18 protein-coding genes are annotated in these 17,025 nt (G+C 60.7%); 4 read left to right on the top strand and 14 right to left on the bottom strand.

Annotated features, from left to right (window positions below; genetic code table 11):
* Nucleotides 1–197: 197 nt before the first annotated feature.
* The 11 genes from NKH71_RS31450 to NKH71_RS31500 form a co-directional block, all read right to left on the bottom strand.
* Nucleotides 198–620, bottom strand: a complete 423-nt coding sequence (locus NKH71_RS31450) for a hypothetical protein (RefSeq protein ID WP_352896035.1) — start codon at nt 618–620, stop codon at nt 198–200.
* A 1,103-nt stretch (nt 621–1,723) separates the two neighbouring features.
* Nucleotides 1,724–1,876, bottom strand: coding sequence for a cbb3-type cytochrome oxidase assembly protein CcoS (gene ccoS, locus NKH71_RS31455; RefSeq protein WP_352595335.1), 153 nt, complete (start codon nt 1,874–1,876; stop codon nt 1,724–1,726).
* The gene (locus NKH71_RS31460) at nt 1,876–4,161 is read right to left on the bottom strand and encodes a cation-translocating P-type ATPase (RefSeq protein ID WP_352706906.1); all 2,286 of its coding nucleotides are present in this window, start codon (nt 4,159–4,161) and stop codon (nt 1,876–1,878) included. The genes ccoS and NKH71_RS31460 overlap by 1 nt, the downstream gene beginning before the upstream one ends.
* Nucleotides 4,158–4,655, bottom strand: a complete 498-nt coding sequence (locus NKH71_RS31465) for a FixH family protein (RefSeq protein WP_352516165.1) — start codon at nt 4,653–4,655, stop codon at nt 4,158–4,160. The genes NKH71_RS31460 and NKH71_RS31465 overlap by 4 nt, the downstream gene beginning before the upstream one ends.
* A complete protein-coding gene (gene ccoG, locus NKH71_RS31470) occupies nt 4,652–6,211 on the bottom strand; it encodes a cytochrome c oxidase accessory protein CcoG (RefSeq protein ID WP_352813724.1) in 1,560 nt (519 codons plus the stop codon). The genes NKH71_RS31465 and ccoG overlap by 4 nt, the downstream gene beginning before the upstream one ends.
* A 131-nt stretch (nt 6,212–6,342) precedes the next feature.
* Entirely contained in the window at nt 6,343–7,206 is an 864-nt protein-coding gene (gene ccoP, locus NKH71_RS31475) for a cytochrome-c oxidase, cbb3-type subunit III (protein WP_352516163.1), read from the bottom strand.
* 2 nt (nt 7,207–7,208) lie between these two features.
* The gene (locus NKH71_RS31480) at nt 7,209–7,358 is read right to left on the bottom strand and encodes a cbb3-type cytochrome c oxidase subunit 3 (protein WP_023679629.1); all 150 of its coding nucleotides are present in this window, start codon (nt 7,356–7,358) and stop codon (nt 7,209–7,211) included.
* 11 nt (nt 7,359–7,369) lie between these two features.
* Complete coding sequence (ccoO, locus tag NKH71_RS31485; protein ID WP_352516162.1) at nt 7,370–8,101, bottom strand: cytochrome-c oxidase, cbb3-type subunit II; 732 nt, start codon at nt 8,099–8,101, stop codon at nt 7,370–7,372.
* A complete protein-coding gene (gene ccoN / locus NKH71_RS31490) occupies nt 8,092–9,723 on the bottom strand; it encodes a cytochrome-c oxidase, cbb3-type subunit I (RefSeq protein ID WP_352813726.1) in 1,632 nt (543 codons plus the stop codon). Before ccoN ends, ccoO begins: the two co-directional genes overlap by 10 nt.
* A 45-nt stretch (nt 9,724–9,768) precedes the next feature.
* Nucleotides 9,769–10,065: a hypothetical protein gene (locus NKH71_RS31495; protein WP_352896038.1), complete on the bottom strand. Its 297-nt coding sequence runs from the start codon at nt 10,063–10,065 to the stop codon at nt 9,769–9,771.
* Between the two features lie 256 nt (nt 10,066–10,321).
* Entirely contained in the window at nt 10,322–11,068 is a 747-nt protein-coding gene (locus NKH71_RS31500) for a Crp/Fnr family transcriptional regulator (protein WP_352484157.1), read from the bottom strand.
* A gap of 154 nt (nt 11,069–11,222) precedes the next feature.
* On the opposite strand from NKH71_RS31500, the gene hemN reads away from it, so the two are divergent.
* Nucleotides 11,223–12,572: an oxygen-independent coproporphyrinogen III oxidase gene (gene hemN, locus NKH71_RS31505; RefSeq protein ID WP_352885395.1), complete on the top strand. Its 1,350-nt coding sequence runs from the start codon at nt 11,223–11,225 to the stop codon at nt 12,570–12,572.
* 559 nt (nt 12,573–13,131) lie between these two features.
* On the opposite strand, the gene queE is transcribed toward hemN, so the two are convergent.
* From queE to queC, 3 genes are read right to left on the bottom strand one after another with little or no spacing between them, the layout of a single operon-like run.
* Entirely contained in the window at nt 13,132–13,866 is a 735-nt protein-coding gene (queE, locus tag NKH71_RS31510; RefSeq protein ID WP_352468486.1) for a 7-carboxy-7-deazaguanine synthase QueE, read from the bottom strand.
* Entirely contained in the window at nt 13,863–14,219 is a 357-nt protein-coding gene (queD, locus tag NKH71_RS31515) for a 6-carboxytetrahydropterin synthase QueD (protein WP_352484155.1), read from the bottom strand. The genes queE and queD overlap by 4 nt, the downstream gene beginning before the upstream one ends.
* The gene (gene queC / locus NKH71_RS31520) at nt 14,219–14,917 is read right to left on the bottom strand and encodes a 7-cyano-7-deazaguanine synthase QueC (protein WP_352484154.1); all 699 of its coding nucleotides are present in this window, start codon (nt 14,915–14,917) and stop codon (nt 14,219–14,221) included. The genes queD and queC overlap by 1 nt, the downstream gene beginning before the upstream one ends.
* Nucleotides 14,918–15,528: 611 nt before the next feature.
* Between queC and NKH71_RS31525 the strand changes: the two genes are divergently transcribed.
* From NKH71_RS31525 to NKH71_RS31535, 3 genes are all read left to right on the top strand, one after another.
* The gene (locus NKH71_RS31525; protein WP_023722055.1) at nt 15,529–15,918 is read left to right on the top strand and encodes a hypothetical protein; all 390 of its coding nucleotides are present in this window, start codon (nt 15,529–15,531) and stop codon (nt 15,916–15,918) included.
* A 253-nt stretch (nt 15,919–16,171) separates the two neighbouring features.
* Nucleotides 16,172–16,351: a hypothetical protein gene (locus tag NKH71_RS31530; protein ID WP_352484153.1), complete on the top strand. Its 180-nt coding sequence runs from the start codon at nt 16,172–16,174 to the stop codon at nt 16,349–16,351.
* 233 nt (nt 16,352–16,584) lie between these two features.
* Nucleotides 16,585–17,025, top strand: a 441-nt coding sequence (locus NKH71_RS31535; RefSeq protein ID WP_352896041.1) for a transposase, incomplete at its 3' end; no start/stop codon positions are given.

Raw genomic sequence — 17,025 nt, forward strand, 5'->3', positions numbered from 1 at the left:
TGCGTCTTGGGATGCCACCGCAAAAACCTGCAGCAAGGGCTGTAGGGACACGCTGGTTGAGAAGAAGAGTCACTCTCTTTATATGTCAATCAACGGATTGACGAAGCAAGAGCTAATGTCGCTCTTGAAAGGAAAAAAGCTCGCAGATTGAGATTGTTACGTTCCGGCGGTCAAGGTCTTGCCGGTTTCGAAAGCGATCATGTCTGCATTTCCTTGTTTGAGAACTCTAGATCTATATCAAGAGGATGGCGAGGCCACGGGGCGACGCAGTCCAACTGGCTTTCCGGGATCTCGCCGGACAGGATGCAGCCGTATCGGTCATAGGCGCCGATACCTGGGGCGAAGAACCATGCGGAACGCCCGGCGGCATCGGTGTGGGCGCCGTCCTCCTCGTCTCGAAAAGGGCGGAGCGGCCCGACACAGAGGCCGCCTCGGGTGCGATAGGTTCCGCCGGTCCTGACGTCGATTGGTTCGCCAAGATCTTGGTCTTGACCGGCTTTAGCGAGCCTGGCTGCGGCCAAGATCAACTTGCTGAATTCGGGCAATTCTATATTTTGGGTGACGGCCATATCGAAGCGTCCTCTTTGGTTGTGGTTAGAGCCGGCGAGTGTTTCTATCACTCGCCGGTTCACTCACACTTCGACAAATCCATTCGCAAATCAAGTACAAAACGTGCTTGCCACGTTTTATCAGGTGATGGCGGAAGATATCTTCCAATGTTGTTTGCGATATGCAAACGATACTGATTTTTAGTTTGCGATATACAAACGGAGGTCTAGAATCCCCGAATGCTAAGGAGTCAGTGCAGGCGCGTGCTCGCGACACTCTCTATGCGGCTCGTCGCCCGATAGATGAATTGTGCCGGACAGCCAGAGCCTGCCGGAGGCGTGCGGGTCCGCCGTGCGTATGATCTTATCTCGGGCAACGGGGGGAAACCGCATCCGTCGCAGCCAAGCCGTTCTTGACGACGACGCCGACGTGAGAGGCATTCAAGGATTGAAGCCGCCGTGCGTGCTTGCTGACGCCCGCATTCAGGGCAGCTTTGAAGTCGTTGTTAACGCGGAGCACGGTTGCTCGGGCGAATTGGCAGGCAAACGGCCGCGCCAATCCTGCAGGTCGGCTTCCGTCAAGCAATGCAATTCTTTGTGAGCAATAGCGGCGTCGGACAGAATGTGCTTTCGCATACGATTGCCGGCATCAAGGCGAGCGCCGCGAGCGCGCTCAACCTTCTCGCGTTCTAGTATGTAAGCCTCGGTGACACTGCGGACAGTTACAGGGTCGCCAGCGGCCTTTGAGACGGCCTCGATACGTTTTGCCTCGACCAGTCTTCTGCGGCGCGACGCGGTAGCCCAGGTGCACGGTCGGGTCGATTGATCGCCAATGAGTTCCGGGCGCCAATTTCGCACCCGCGGCCTTAGTCGTGACCGCCGACTCTTCAAGCGTTCTTAGCATCACTTCCCCCGCGACTCGTCTAATATTCGCCTAATATCGCCCCGCGTAGACCTGTGGAGGCCAATGGAGAGATGCCCGCTAACTTATTGGATTATATGGAAACGTATGGAAAAATAGCAATGCGCGGAGCGGCACAAACGCAGCACTTTCCTGGCCGAAAGTTCGGCAACGTATTCTGGCTGATCCGTTCGCACCCGTCGCGCGCCGAAATCGGCATGAGGCGAAGCAACCGGGGAAAATATTCGAGCGAGTCCTCGCAGGGCAGGCTGGGTCAAGTGCGTGGCTCGTCGCGGTCGATCAGGATCCGCTCGGCGGCGCCATCGAGATCTTCATATTGGCCGCTCCTCAAGGCCCACAGGAACCCGGCCAGCCCAAGCGCCCCGAGGAACAGGGCCACAGGTACGAGGTAGGCGAGCGTCGTCATCAGGATTGTGCCAGTGCGCCAATGTCGGAGCGCCTGTCATGTCGGGCATCTTGCACCGATGCATTTGACACGAAACCTTGCAGGCGTAGCGCATTGCCGATGACCAGGAGGGACGAGGCGGACATCGCGACCGCCGCGATCAGTGGCGTAACGTGCCCCAGAATGGCGACCGGCACGGCGATGCCATTGTAAACGATCGCGATGGCGATGTTCTGCCGGATCAGCCGTCCGGCCTTCCGCGAAATGTCTAAAGCAAGTGGGACCGCCAGAAGACTTTTACGCAGGAACACGAAATCCGCGGCGTTGCGCCCGATATCCGCCGCCGTGGCCGGAGCGATCGAAACGTGTGCGGCGCCCAATGCAGGCGTGTCGTTGAGCCCATCGCCGACCATCAGAACCTTGTGGGCAGTTCGGGTCAATGCTTCGATCTGTTCGACCTTTCCGGAGGGAAGCAACGCGGGAACGAAGCGCTCGACGCCCAGTGCTTCCGCGACCTCGCCGCAGGCAGCTTCTGTGTCGCCCGACAGCATCTCCACCGACACGCCGGCGCCGTTCAGTTGCTCGATGGCCGCCTTGGCATCGGCACGCAGCTCATCCTCGAAATCGAAAGTCGCGACAATGACCCCGTCCTTCGTCAGAACGGTTCCGCCATAGCCTTGTTTGCCTTCGCCGCCGGTGCGGGCTTTCAACTCACCCCATCCGCGGCGACCCAGCCGCCAGGTACTGCCCTCGGCGATGGCTTCGATGCCGAAGCCCGGATGCTCGCTGACGGACACGAGTTTCGCCTGGCCGGCAAAGGCTGCGTTGCCAGCGATTGCCTTCGAAAAGGGATGGCGGGAATGCGCTGCCATCTCGGCCGCCATGGCGAGCATCGTCGGATCGATGGACGGCGCATTGATCAGCCTGGGCAGTCCGAGCGTAAGCGTGCCGGTTTTGTCGAACAATGCCGTGTCGATCCCGGCCAGGCGCTCCATGGCGGAGCCGTCCCTGACCATGACGCCGCTTTCAAACAGCCGCCGCGCAGCGACCACCTGCACGATCGGCACGGCGAGACCGAGCGCACACGGGCATGTAATGATCAAAACGGCGATCGCGATTGTTATTGCCCGGTGCCAGTCGCCGGTCGCCGCCATCCAGCCGAGGAACGTCACAAAGGCGGTGAGGTGGACCACGGGGGCGTAGAGCGCGGAGACGCGATCGGCGATCCTGCGATGGCGGGCGCGGCCGCCCTCTGCCGCTTCCATCAGCCGAACCATTTCGGCCAGGAAGGAATCCTTCGCGGCGGCCGTCGCCTCGATGGTCAGTGGACCGGTGAGATTGAGTGTACCGGCCTGGACCTGCGCCCCCGGGCCCACCGTTCTGGGCGTGCTTTCCCCGGAAACCAGGGAACAGTCGAGATCCGATGCCCCGCCAATGATCCTGCCGTCGATGGGCACCCTCTCGCCAGCCGCAATCAAGAGCGCCATTCCTGGTTCGATCTCGCCAACCGGCAAGTAGTCGCGCGAACCATCCTCGCGCAGCACCATGGCGCCGCGCGCCGCCAGCCGAGCCAGTCCGTTCACGGCCGTCCGCGCCCGTTCCCGCATCACGTGATCCAGCGTGCGGCCGATCAGCAGAAAGAACAGCAGCGACACCGACGCGTCGAAATAAGCATGGTCGCCATGGTTGATCGTCTCGTAGAGGCTCATGGCGTAAGCGAGCGATACCCCGACCGCGATCGGCACGTCCATGTTCATGCGGCTGTGGCGCAGCGCATTCCAGGCCGACTTGAAGAAGATGCCGCCGGCGAAAGCGAGCGCAGGAATGGCAATCAAGGCCGAGACCCAATGGAACAGGTCGCGGGTCGCGCCTTGCGCGCCGGACCAGACGGAGACTGATAGCAGCATGATGTTGCCCGCCGCAAAGCCGGCGACCGCGACGGCGCGGATCAGTTCCGAGAGCGTCCTGTCCTTCCCGTCAGCCTCGGGATCGAACAGGTGCGCGCCATAGCCCAGCCGTCCAAGTGTGGCGACGAATGGCGGAACCTCGTCGCCGCGCCACCGGACCGAAACACGTTTCGTTGAAAGATTGACACGAGCGCCTTCGACGCGATCCAGCTTGCCGATCGCCGTCTCGATCGTCTGGATGCAGGCGGCACAATGCACAGCCGGCACCGAAAGGTCGGTCTGGCGAAGATTTTCGCCAATCGAGCGGCTCGCCAGTCTGATTTCCTGGCCAGAAGGCAGGACCAGTGTGACCTTTTCCAGGTCCAATGCCATTTCGGCGCCTGGCGCGCAGCAGCTCATTGCAGCGCCCCGCGGGAAATCATGATCCGGCGAACGTCGCGATAGGGTTCCGCAAGGCTCGCATCGGCGTCGATTTCGACGATCCAGACGCCATCCGTGGGCATGTGGTGCGCGGCGAATATCTGACCGGAGGCAGCGGCAAGAGTGACGGATTTGTCCTCGGCCTCGTAGGCGGGATGACGAAACAGCACCTTGACGCCATGCAAGGCAACCGGCTTGCCGACAGCATCGGTGAGGCTGTAGCGGACCTCACCGCCTGCGATGGTCAGTTTGCCAGTCCAGCCGAGGGCTGCCTGAGCTCGCCCCTCCTCGGCCTTCTTGTTGAACTGCTGGCTCGCCACATAGGTGTTTTCGACGACAAGGCCGGTCCAGCTCGTGTTGGCGAGCGTCGCCATTGTCAGATTGACCGCTATGACCACGCCGAAGAAGCCAAGGATGGTGAACAGCATATGCCTGCCGGTGAATTCGCGGGATTGTCGCGAGGTGTCGCTCATCTGGCGCTCTCCGGTGCGTTGAAAGTGGCCGTGTATTCGTCCGACTCGAACGTTGCCTTGTTTTCGACCCGGAACTTGAAGCTTTGCGCTGCACCCCGAACCTGATCTGCCGGCTGACGCACGAAAACCTTGAGCATCTTCAGCCGGTCGGGTTCGACCGGGATGGCGAAGGAACGATCCGCCGGCAGGTCGATGCCGACAACGCTCATTTCGGCTCCATGCAGGCCCTGCATCGTGACAATGATCGTTCTTGGTTCGGGGATCATGTTGAGCAGCTTGACGGTGTAGCCGTTGCGGATCGAACCGTCGGACAGCGTCACGAACTGCGGGTTGCGATCGTGCAGGACATTCAATTCGAGCCGTTCGCGGGTCAGCAGCGAATAGAGCAGCGCGAGACCGGCCGCCGACCAGGCGACCATGTAGATCAAGGTGCGCGGGCGAAAGATCTTGCGGATATGGAAACGGGCCACGTTGTCGGAGAACAGGCCGTCAGCGCTCCTGACCAGTGACGGGTTGACTGAACCGGAGCCGCCCGGGGTCGCCAGCATCATGTTGGCGTTGTAGTCGGCCAGCGTCGCATAGGAGATCAACCCGCGCTCCCTGCCGAGCTTGTCCATGATACCGTCACAGGTATCAATGCAGAGCGCGCAGGTGATGCATTCAAGCTGCTGGCCATCACGAATGTCGATCCCCATCGGGCACACCGCGACACAGGCATTGCAGTCGACGCAGTCGCCGACTGGCTGCCCGGCGGCCTGGACCTTCTTGGCGTGACGTGAGCGCGGTTCGCCGCGCCAGTCATTGTAGGTGACAGTGAGCGAATTCTCGTCGAGCATGGCTGCCTGGATGCGCGGCCATGGGCACATGTAGGTGCAGACCTGCTCGCGCATCAGCCCGCCGAACGTATAGGTCGTCGCTGTCAGCACGGCGACGGTGATGTAGGTGACAGGCGCTGCCGTGCCGGTGAAGAGTTCGCCAAGCAGCGTCGGCGCATCGGCGAAATAGAAGATCCAGGCGCCGCCGGTCAGCACCCCTATGACCAGCCAAATGGCGTGTTTCGATGTTCGCAGCACGAGTTTGCGCGCAGTCCAGGGCCCGGCATCGAGCTTCATGCGCGCGTTGCGGTCGCCCTCGATGGCTCGCTCGACGACCAGAAACAGATCGACCCACACGGTCTGCGGGCACGTATAGCCGCACCAGGCCCGGCCGACGGTGGATGTGATCAGGAAAAGGCCGATACCGGCCATGACCAGCAGGCCGGCCACATAATAGAATTCCTGCGGCCAGATCTCGATGAAGAAGAAATAGAAGCGGCGGTTGGCAAGATCGACCAGCACGGCCTGGTCCGGGGCAAATGGCCCGCGATCCCACCGCAGCCAGGACGTCAGGTAGTAGATCCCCAGCGTGATTGCCATCACCGACCACTTGAAGCGGCGGAAACTGCCAGAGGCCCGGTTCGGGAAGATCTTCTTGCGTGCGGCATAGAGCGGCTGACGGGTCTTGGCGGAGTTGACCGCATCGGCTTCGAGCCGTTCTATTTGCGTGTTATCGAGCACGAGAAGCTCCAGTCACCAGCGACGATTTCGCCGGAAGCCCGACCCATCGGTTTCTGGATGATGCCGAGGCCCGGCTCGCGCCGGGCCTCGTCGCTTGGCGGTGGGGGGGAGGACGAGAATAGGCTGCGTACCTATTCTCCGCCACCAAGCGAATGGACATAGACCGCGAGTTCCTTGGCCTTGATCTCGCCGAGACGCCCGATCCAGGCCGGCATGACGCCGTGCTTCGGCGCGCGGACCTGCGCGGCGATGGCTGTTTCGCCAGACCCGTATAGCCAGATCGCGTCGGTCAGGTCGGGTGCGCCGAGCTCCCTGTTGCCCTTTGCATTCTCACCATGACAGGCCGCACAATTCTCGGCGAAAACATTGGCGCCGAGTTCGATCAGGCTTGTGTCCTGAACAGGATCGGAGAGGCTTGCGACATAGGCGCCGACCTGCTTGATCTGATCCGTCGTGATGATGTCGCCAAAAGCAGGCATTTCCGACAGGCGCGTATCCGGGTCTGATGCGAAGCGGATGCCGTGCGCAATCGTCTGCTGGATCTGTTCGGCGTTGCCACCCCACAGCCAATCGTCGTCGTTTAGGTTGGGAAAACCCTTGGACCCTTGAGCGCCCGAGCCATGGCACTGCACGCAATTGACCTTGAACGCGGCGCCACCTGCGGCGACGGCGAATTCGCGTAGCGTATCGTCGGCAGTAATCTCGGAGACGGTCTTCGCCTGAATGGCAGCGACAAATTTACCCTTGGCCACTTCGGCCGCGGCCAGTTCATTCTTGACGTCTCTGCGGCTCGAATACCCCAGCACACCCCTGGTCGCGGAAGTCAGCATCGGCCATGCCGGATAGACGACGGTGTAGCCGATCGCCCAGGCAATGGTGATGTAGAAGGTGATGACCCACCAGCGGGGAAGCGGGTTGTTGAGTTCCTTGATGCCGTCCCACTCATGGCCGGTCGTCGAGATACCCGAAACCTCGTCGATATGCTCGCTGCCCATGATCAGTCGTCCTTGAGAGGAATGTGAGCGGCTCTCTCGGCTTGCCTGCGGCTGCCGGGACGAAGTGCAAAGGCAACGCATCCGAGGAAGAAAAGCGCCATGGCAAGCAGGCCCCAGCTGTCGGCAAACTCCCGCATGAAATTGTAGGTCATCGCCATTCTCCTCAGCGGTAACCGGCGGCTTCGTCATAGGTCCTGAAATCGACCAGCGTGCCGAGCATCTGCAAATAGGCGACCAGCGCATCCATTTCGGTGACCTGCTGCGGATCGCCGTCGAAGTCCCCAACCTTGGCTTTCGGATAGCGTCTCTCCAGGCCCGATGTGTCGGCATTCGCATCGGCCTGCGCCATGAGATCGGCATTGGCATGAGCGATCATGTCGTCTGAATAGGGCACACCGACACGGCTGTTGGCGATCAGATGCGTCGAGAAATCCTTCACCTCGATCGGCATGTCCTTCAGGAACGCGTAGCTCGGCATGATCGATTCCGGCACCACCGAACGCGGCTCGGTGAGATGCTGGACGTGCCATCCGTTCGAGTAGCGGTCGCCGACCCGGGCGAGATCCGGCCCGGTGCGCTTCGAGCCCCACTGGAACGGGTGGTCGTACATCGACTCGGCCGCCAGGCTATAGTGGCCGTAGCGCTCGACCTCGTCGCGGAACGGCCTTATCATCTGGCTGTGGCAGAGGTAACAGCCCTCACGCACATAGATGTTGCGCCCGGCGAGCTCGAGCGGCGAATAGGGCCGCATGCCTTCCACCTTCTCGATGGTGTTGTCGAGATAAAAGAGCGGTGCGATCTCGACGATGCCGCCGATTGTCACGACCAGCAGGGACCCGAGGAGAAGAAGTGTGGCGTTCTTCTCGATGACCGCGTGTCTGTCCATCAGGACCATTTTCTGGCTCCTGATCGCACAGGATGGAGGGCGGGGATGGAGCGCGGCATCGGATCCTCCTCGCGCTGGTAGTCGAGGATGGTCATGGCGATGTTCCAGGCCATGATGAGGGCGCCCGACAGATACATCGCGCCGCCGATGGCACGCATGATGTAGTAGGGATGCATGGCGGCGACGGTTTCGGCGAAGGAGTAGACCAGGAAGCCCTGCTCGTTGTATTCGCGCCACATCAGGCCCTGCATGACGCCGGAGACCCACATCACCGCGGCGTAAACGACGATCCCAAGCGTCGCCAGCCAGAAGTGCCAGTTGACGAGCCGCAGCGAATAAAGTCGGTCGCGGTTCCATAACTTCGGGACCATGAAATAAATCGCGCCGAACGAGATCATGCCAACCCATCCGAGCGCGCCCGAATGGACGTGACCGATGGTCCAGTCGGTGTAGTGCGAGAGCGAGTTGACGGCCTTGATTGACATCATCGGGCCTTCGAAAGTCGACATTCCGTAGAAGGCGATGGCCATGACCATCATACGGATGATCGGGTCGGTGCGCAGCTTGTCCCAGGCGCCCGAGAGCGTCATCAGGCCGTTTATCATGCCGCCCCATGACGGCATCCACAGCATGATCGAGAACACCATGCCGAGCGTCTGGGCCCAGTCCGGCAGGGCGGTGTAGTGGAGGTGGTGCGGACCGGCCCAGATGTAGAGAAAGATCAAAGCCCAGAAGTGGATGATCGACAGCCGGTAGGAATAGACCGGTCGGTTGGCCTGCTTGGGCACGAAATAATACATCATCCCGAGGAAGCCGGCGGTGAGGAAGAAGCCGACGGCATTGTGGCCGTACCACCATTGCGTCAGGGCGTCCTGTACGCCGGAGAAGGCTGAATAGCTCTTGGAGCCCAGGAAGGAGACCGGCATCGACAGGTTGTTGATCACATGTAGCATTGCGATGGTCACGATGAAGGCAAGGTAGAACCAGTTGGCGACATAGATGTGCGGTTCCTTGCGCTTTAGGATCGTGCCGAGGAACAGGATGAGATAGGCGACCCAGACAATGGTCAGCCACAGGTCCACATACCATTCGGGCTCGGCGTATTCGCGGCTCTCGGTGATACCGAGCAGGTAGCCGGTTGCCGCCATGACGATGAACAGCTGATAGCCCCAGAACACGAACCAGGCGAGATCGCCGCCGAACAGCCTGGCACGACAGGTCCGCTGCACGACATAAAGTGACGTGCAGATGAGTGCATTGCCGCCGAAGGCAAAAACCACGCCGGAAGTATGCAAAGGCCGCAGTCGGCCGAAATTGAACCAGGGCTGGATGTTGAGATCGGGGTAGGCGAGCTGCAGGGCGATAACCACGCCGACCAGCATGCCGACGACGCCCCAGAATACGGTGGCGATGGCGCCGTAGCGGATCGGCCCATCCATGTAAGCGGCGGGGTCGATCGGAACTGCCCGCTTGAATTCCGTGTTGCGCAACAGAATTGCAGTGAAGCCAGCCACGGCGAAGAACAAAACCCACATATGCCGGCGAAAAGGTTCATCTACGCCGAAGCCGGCAGCCACCAGGGCCGCAAACGCAAACAGGCTTAGAAGGACGATCTCTGTGCCGAATTTCATCGCAAGCCCCGATTTCCAATTCCGGCGGGCGCCAACCGCAGTGCCTTATTGCGCAGCCGTGGCCTGCTCGCCCTGATCCATGTCAGAGCCGCACGATTTTGCTTCGAGCAGCATCGAGCTCGGTGCGATCAGACTGTGGCGATCGAATGTGGAAGCGCAGCACCGGCCGCCACGCTTATGGACAGGCCCCGCGTCCGGGCCGGGTATGGAGGCGATCGCGGGCGTGTGGGGAAGCGCGCCTTCTGTGACGCTGGAAAGTAGGCCGATGCCTTGCCGAACGTCGATCGTTTCAATGCCTTGGGACAGCCAGCGCCAGCGTTGCGCTGCCTTCGTGACATTCATGGTTCGGGGAGACGGCGATTTTCCCCTGCGTATGAGGCGTATTGACTTCGGCCGAGTGCGATCCTGCCTGGAACAGCCGGTTGCACGTCGAGCACCTCGAGGATGGATGCTTCGCCGACGAGTTGGCCGAAACGCACCTGGCTCATGCGATCGGATGGAGAGCGGGCTGTCGCTATGCGACTTCTTCTAAGCCCAACGCGAGCATGCCCTGCCCCGAACGAAGTAAGTGATGTAGGCCATGCAGCTTCGGTGTCATTCAAACGGCGGTTGCGCCTCGGCCGCCGCAGCGCCGTTCCAGCCGGCTCATGCTGTCCACGGTGACACGGCGGTTGTTCTCGATCCGAATCACGCCGTCCATTCTCAGGCTGGTCAGCTGACGGCTCACGGTCTCGTTTGTAATTCCAAGGAAATCAGAGATGTCGGCACGCGTCATCGGCAGCTCGAAGCACGCCGACCTAGCCGCCGGGTCAACACTGGAACCGATATTCCGGGCGATCATGAGGAGAAAGCTCGCCACCTTCTCCGGTGCGGTCTTGCGCCCCAGAGTCACCATCCATTCGCGTGCCTCGTCGAGTTCGTTCAGCGCCTGCTTGAGCAGGCGATGCACAAATTCCGGTGATTCCTTCATCATCCGTTCGATGGCCGCTCTCGGAAACGAGCATAGCGAGACAGCTGTTGCCGCTTCCGCATTGATCGCGCTTTTCATCTTGAAGGGCCGTCCCAGAAAATCCGGCGCGAACTGAAGGCCGACGATCTGCTGGCGGCCGTCCGAAAGGCTCTTCGTCAGCTTCACCACGCCTGAAAGCACGTTTGAATAACAGTCGACCGTCTCGGCGTCGCCGATCAGTTCGACCCCCGGCTCGATATTGTGCCGCGACGACGTCTTGGCAAGCTGAGCCAAATGGTCTGGTTCGAGCGCACCACAGACACCGCGGTGCCGTGCCTCGCAAGACAGGCAAAGAACGGGAATGCCGGAACTGTGAATGTCCTGCCGTAATGTCATTCGATCGCTCTACCGGTCCAGTGCGGGCAGGATAGCAATCGACGGTAGAAAAATCCTTGCGGCAGTTTGTCCGTGCTGAAGGTTGATCGAAATCAGGGCTTAGGCTCATCCAAGCATCCACAGTTCCGGCGACGCAAACACGGTGGACCACGACATGCGACTGGAGCTAGCTGCCAGACTTGGCGAGAACGTCCCGCGCTATACCAGCTATCCGACCGCGCCGCATTTCCATGCGGGGGTCGATGCCGTCGTTTACCGAGGCTGGTTGGAGGCGCTCCAAGGTGGTGACGAGATATCGCTTTACCTCCATATTCCCTATTGCGACAAGCTTTGCTGGTTCTGCGCTTGCCACACCAAGCAGACACGCCACTACGAACCAGTGACCACATATCTGCGCTCACTGGATGCCGAGATCGCTACCGTCTCCAGTCTTGTCGCAGGCAAGGGCCGCGTGCGTGCCGTCCATTTCGGCGGCGGTTCGCCGACGATGCTCAAACCGGAAGATATCGTGGCGCTGGGAACCGTCCTGCGCAACAGCTTCACGTTTCTCCCCGGTGCAAAGATCAGCGTTGAGATCGAACCCAACGATATGGACGATGCCCGCCTCGATGCACTTGCCGAAATCGGCATGACAAGGGCGAGCCTCGGCGTCCAGGATTTCGACCCGAAGGTGCAGAAAGCGATCAACCGCGAGCAGAGCTTTCTGCAGACCAAGACAGTTGTTGATGGCGTTCGTTCGCGCGGCGTCGAATCCGTCAATCTCGATCTGCTCTACGGCCTGCCGCATCAGACCAGGGAGAGCGTCGCCTCCACGGTTGCACAGGCCCTGACCCTGGAACCGGATCGGATCGCGCTTTTTGGCTACGCCCATGTGCCGTGGTTCAAGAAACATCAGACGATGATCGACGAGGCGTGGCTGCCAGGGCCAGAGGAGCGGTTTGCCCAATGGCAATTGGCAGCGCGGGCGATCATGGACCAGGGATACGAAGCAATCGGGCTCGATCATTTCGCCAAGCCGGGCGATGCGCTGGCGCTTGCGGCACGCGCCGGGACTTTGCACCGGAACTTCCAAGGCTACACCGAGGACTGCTACGAGACATTGATCGGCCTCGGCCCATCGTCCATCAGCCAGTTTCGCCAGGGCTATGCACAGAATATGCCTTCGACCGCCGAGTATGGACGCATGGTTGCTGATGGCGGGCTGGCCGCTGTTCGGGGTATCGCGCTTTCCGACGACGACCGTGTTCGCGGCTGGATCATCGAGCGATTGATGTGTGACTTCGCCTTCTCGGCGATTGAGCTGGTGGAGCGCTTTGGCGAAGCCGGCCAAAGACTTCTCCTCAAGGCGAGTTCCACGGCCCTCCAAGATCCTGCGCGGTTGCTTGAACTTGATGGTGACCGCTTCGTCGTGCCTGCGGAAAGCCGGCCCTTTGTCAGGAGCATCGCGGCAAAGTTCGACAAATATTTCGAAAGTGGAACGGCCAGGCACTCAGCGGCAGTCTGAGCACCGCAGAGGAACGGTCATGGTTCTCAGTCGATCGTGAACCGATTGCGCTACATTTTTCACTGTTGATCGGCGACCGTCGTGTCGAGACAGGATTCGGAGCGGACCAGACGCGTCTTGGTATAGCGACGATATCGTCCGGTCGTGCCTTCCGGCGCCGTATTCCATTTCGCAGTCCCTGAAGCGCCACGTCGAGTCCGGCCTCTTTTCTGTATCGGAAGCAGTCGACAATCGTCCTGGCCAGATCATGGTTGTCGGCCGACAGCTCCCTTCGGCCTTGCAACAAGGGTCCGCAAGGACCGTGCCAGCTGCAGCAGGCGCCGCCGCATCGCACCACCACACTATCCACCCGTGGCTCGCGCTAACCTTTGATTGGTTCGCGCCAGGCCGACGCCCGTCGAAACCGAGCCTCGGCAACATTCCGAGTCGTAAGCGGCTGGCCACGCTCTTGGTCCCGGTGGCAGAAAGTCCGCAAGCACCCCGGCAGCGCCGTCAAGCGTGGGACAACCCGTCCACCCGAATATCCGCCGGCGCAGTTTCAGTGAAAAGCGGGCCTAGGCTAGACGGCTCTCTTGTTACCCCAGAGCATAACGTGCAGCTGCGGCAGCACACGGGCTTCGAACCACCTGTCGCGGGTCACGGCATCAACCAGCCACTCCATGCGCTTCAATATTCCGTCAAGGTCGACAGGAGCGTCTTCATTTGCGGGGCGTGGCGGCGTGTGATTGCCGGGTTGCAGATAGATCGGAAGCCGCGGAAATCTCGCAGCGGCGTCTTTCGCGTAGGCGTAGTCCCTTTCGTCGAAAACAATGAGCTTGAGCACGACTTGCGGCCTGCCTTGTGCCGCCTGGAGGCACGCCTCGAAAGCGGCCCAATCGGTCGTCATTTGGCTTGACGGCGGCTTTGGGCTGAGGACTAGCACGTCAAGGTCGGCAAACCAGTCCCTGGCCACCGAACCTTGAGTTTCCAGCGCAAAACGGTAACCTTCACCATGGCCTCGCTCGATGAGCGCGCCGAGCGGCTGGATGGCCGGATTGCCGCCTGACAGCGATACCATCAGCGGGCGGCCACCGGAAAGCGCAAGCACGTTTTGCCACACCGCGGCAATGGACATCATCTCCCATTCATGGCGGAATTGATTGTCCACCGCATGCAGGCTGTCGCACCAGGAACAGCGATAGTCACACCCGCCGGTTCTGACGAAGACCGTCGGCAAACCGATGAGCACGCCCTCGCCCTGGATCGTCGGCCCGAAAATCTCACTCACGCGGATTGCGGGATGCGTATCGGTCATGGCCGGTATTCCGCCCAGGTTTTCGGCGTTTCGCTCACCCGCACGGCCGAGGTTTCGGGCAGGCGTGCCTTGCACCATTCATAAAAATGTCTGGCCAGATATTCCGCCGTGACTTGCTCATGTCCCAGCACGTCGTTGAGATGTCGGTGGTCGAAGCTCTCGTCGATGTAGCGTTTTAGCGGCGCCAGATCATGATAGTCGCGCACGAAGCCGTGCTCGTTCAGTTCCTTCGCCGAAAGCTCTACTTCGACGATGTAGTTATGCCCGTGCAGGCGCGCGCATTGGTGCTCGGGCGGCAAAGAGGTGAGCTGATGCGAGGCCGAGAAGTGGAATTCCTTAGTGATGCAGAACATTACACGATCCTCCTGCGCAGCGCGTCGAGCCAGAAGTCGGAGTCCTCGTACTCGGTGGGGTCCGGGTGCCCTGCAAGATGAAACGCCTCGCGCCGCTCGACGCAGGTCCCGCACCGTCCACAGTGACGCTCGCCGCCCTTGTAGCAGGACCAGGTCTGCGCAAATGGTGTGCCGTATCTTGCTCCATCCTCAACGATGTCCGCCTTCGTGAGGTTCACATAAGGCGCATAAAGGCGAATCTTCGCGTAGCCGTCGAGCGCATGGTCCTGCATCATCTGGAAAGCGTCGATGAAGGCCGGACGGCAGTCGGGATAAATGAAATGATCCCCACCATGCACGGCCGTCGCCACCGCGTCAGCGTCGTGCGCTGCGGCGAAGCCGAAGGCAATGGCCAACATGATGGCGTTCCGGTTCGGCACCACCGTGACCTTCATCGTGTCTTCGGCGTAGTGCCCGTCGGGCACGTCCACATTATCGGTCAGCGCGGAGCCGAAAAGGCCGCCGCCGATTTCGTGGATGTCGACGATGCGGTGCGGGACGGTCAGTCGCTCCGCGCAAAGGGCGGCGAAGCCCAATTCCTTCCTATGCCGTTGGCCGTAATCGAAAGATAGGAGGCCGGCGAGTTCGTGCTCCGCTGCCACCTTGTGAGCAAGGGTAACGGAGTCCAATCCGCCGGAGCAGACGACGAGAGTCTTCATCGTTGGGTCCTTGTTTTAACCGGGTAGGCTGCGACCGGAGATTTCTCTGCGCTCCCAGTACTTCAGGAAATCCATTTTGTGAAGTGAACGGGGAACGAGTTTCATGCGCTGACGTGCCGCTGTGTGCAAGGCGCCCTCGCGGTGAGCCTGCAAGGAACACGGACTAGCGAAACGTCACGCTTCAGCGGAATGCTCAAAGGCGAGCGCACCAGAATATGCTCTGCAGGAGGTCCGGACCTTCGTAAACAAAGTTCTCGACGATCAAGCGCCCGGCGGTCCCGAGCTTCGAGGGACGCCACCGCGAGGGTTTCAGGTACAAGACGGCCCGAGGATGGGCTTGCCGCAAGAGAACGGACTTACCAGTGGGATGTTCAGCGACGCCGATGCAGATGTCTGGAATGATCACGACATCAATTGTCGCGGCAACTTTGGCTGGCCTGCTCTCGGGTTCCGTAGATCCAGCGCATTCCGCTTCAGGATCGGTTCGAACCGGAGCACTCCCTCGGTCAATGGACGTCCGGCAACAACCTGAATGATCGGTCGTGAGCCGACATCTGTGAACAAGCGGTGTGGTCGATTGCTATCACCCATGTGTTGCGCGCAGGTACCTTATGGCAGTGGATGAACTGGATTTGATGGTTTTACAGCTGGCGGTCGAAAGCGTCCGCTCGCTCTCCTTAAGCTTCGCTGAAAAGGCCGCCGAGGTAGCCACCAGGAGCCGCGGCATCCTGCTTTTCGACGTGCGGGTCGACGGTGATGCGGGGGTCCAGCGGGTCGCAGCCATCAGATATCAGGGCGACCAGATCGGCGTGCTGGCGTTGGACAGACAGGGCCTTGTTACCCACCATTGCATCGTCAACGGTACGTTCTCACATTTCATTGCGCCCTTGGAGAACTGGCACAGCATGCCCCTGTCGATGCAGGCCAAGATCGATGCCAACGGCCATGCCAGTCTCTTCCTAGGGGCCTTGCGAAATGCCGGACATTTGCTGGGCAGCTAGCATTTGGCCAGAATGCATCTGTGAATTTTTGCATGCGCATCGCTGCCGAACCGCCGGCATGATTGTCGTGCTCGAAAACGGCGGCGGCGATCGCGGCAAAGCGATCGCCGCGATGATGGCGATCAACGCGTGGGCGTTGCATCGATGCGCGATCGTTTGAGACGGAGATCTCCGCCTGGCATCGAGCAACATGCACGGAGGTACGCAAAGCGCAAATGCATCAAGTAGTTGAAGGGACGAGCCCCTCGCGCAAATGGAGCTTGCGCTGCCGTTGTCGTCGCATCGTGCCGCCGAACTCGGGGGCGTGACGATCGACCACGATGGCCTGTTTTTTTGCAAAGTCGAATGGCCCGATTCCAAAGCCAAGGAAAAAACTCCGACCACAGCGAAGAATAGTAACAACACGGGCGACGCAAGCCGCCTTGCCCTCTAGCAGGGGAGGTGCTTGCGGTGCTCTCACCGACACGAGATCGCAAATGGCACGTGGGTGAGCACCAGGACACCCATGGTGATCGGCTTGACTCCCTGGAGGAAGCACAAGGCCTCAGCGGGCAGAGGCGCAAGCGACGGTCGAATACTGGCTGGCTGCTCGGGATCTGATCGGAAATGACGTAGGATTTGGTTGCTTAAGCCGATCCGAACCATTTCCCGGAGACCACACCCACCATGAACGATCTTGCGCTGCCGCTGAGCGGTTTGTCATCAGTCGGCGGCAAGTCCGTCGTCGCCCGTTTCGACGGCGGCATGCTGTCGTCCAACAGCGGCGTTCTGGCCTTGGCCGAGGTGGAAAAGCGGTTGCGGGTGGCCGAGCGTCTGGCGCGTTGCATCGACGATCCGCGCTGCCCGGACCAGGTCGTCCACAGCCTGGCGGACATGATCGGCTTTCGCATGAAGATGATCGCCGCCGGCTACGAGGACGGCAACGACGCCAACCGGCTGCGCCGCGATCCGGTCTTCAAGATGGCCCAGGATGCGCTGCCGTCGGGTCGGGATCTGGCGTCGCAATCGACGCTGTGCCGGCTGGAGAACCTACCCGGCGTGCGGGAGCTGGTCGCGATGGGACGGGCGATGGTCGATCTCTATTGCGCCTCGTTCCGGCAGGTGCCG

The sequence above is a fragment of the Mesorhizobium sp. M0983 genome (assembly GCF_040318975.1).
In the GTDB taxonomy this organism is placed as follows: Bacteria; Pseudomonadota; Alphaproteobacteria; order Rhizobiales; family Rhizobiaceae; genus Mesorhizobium.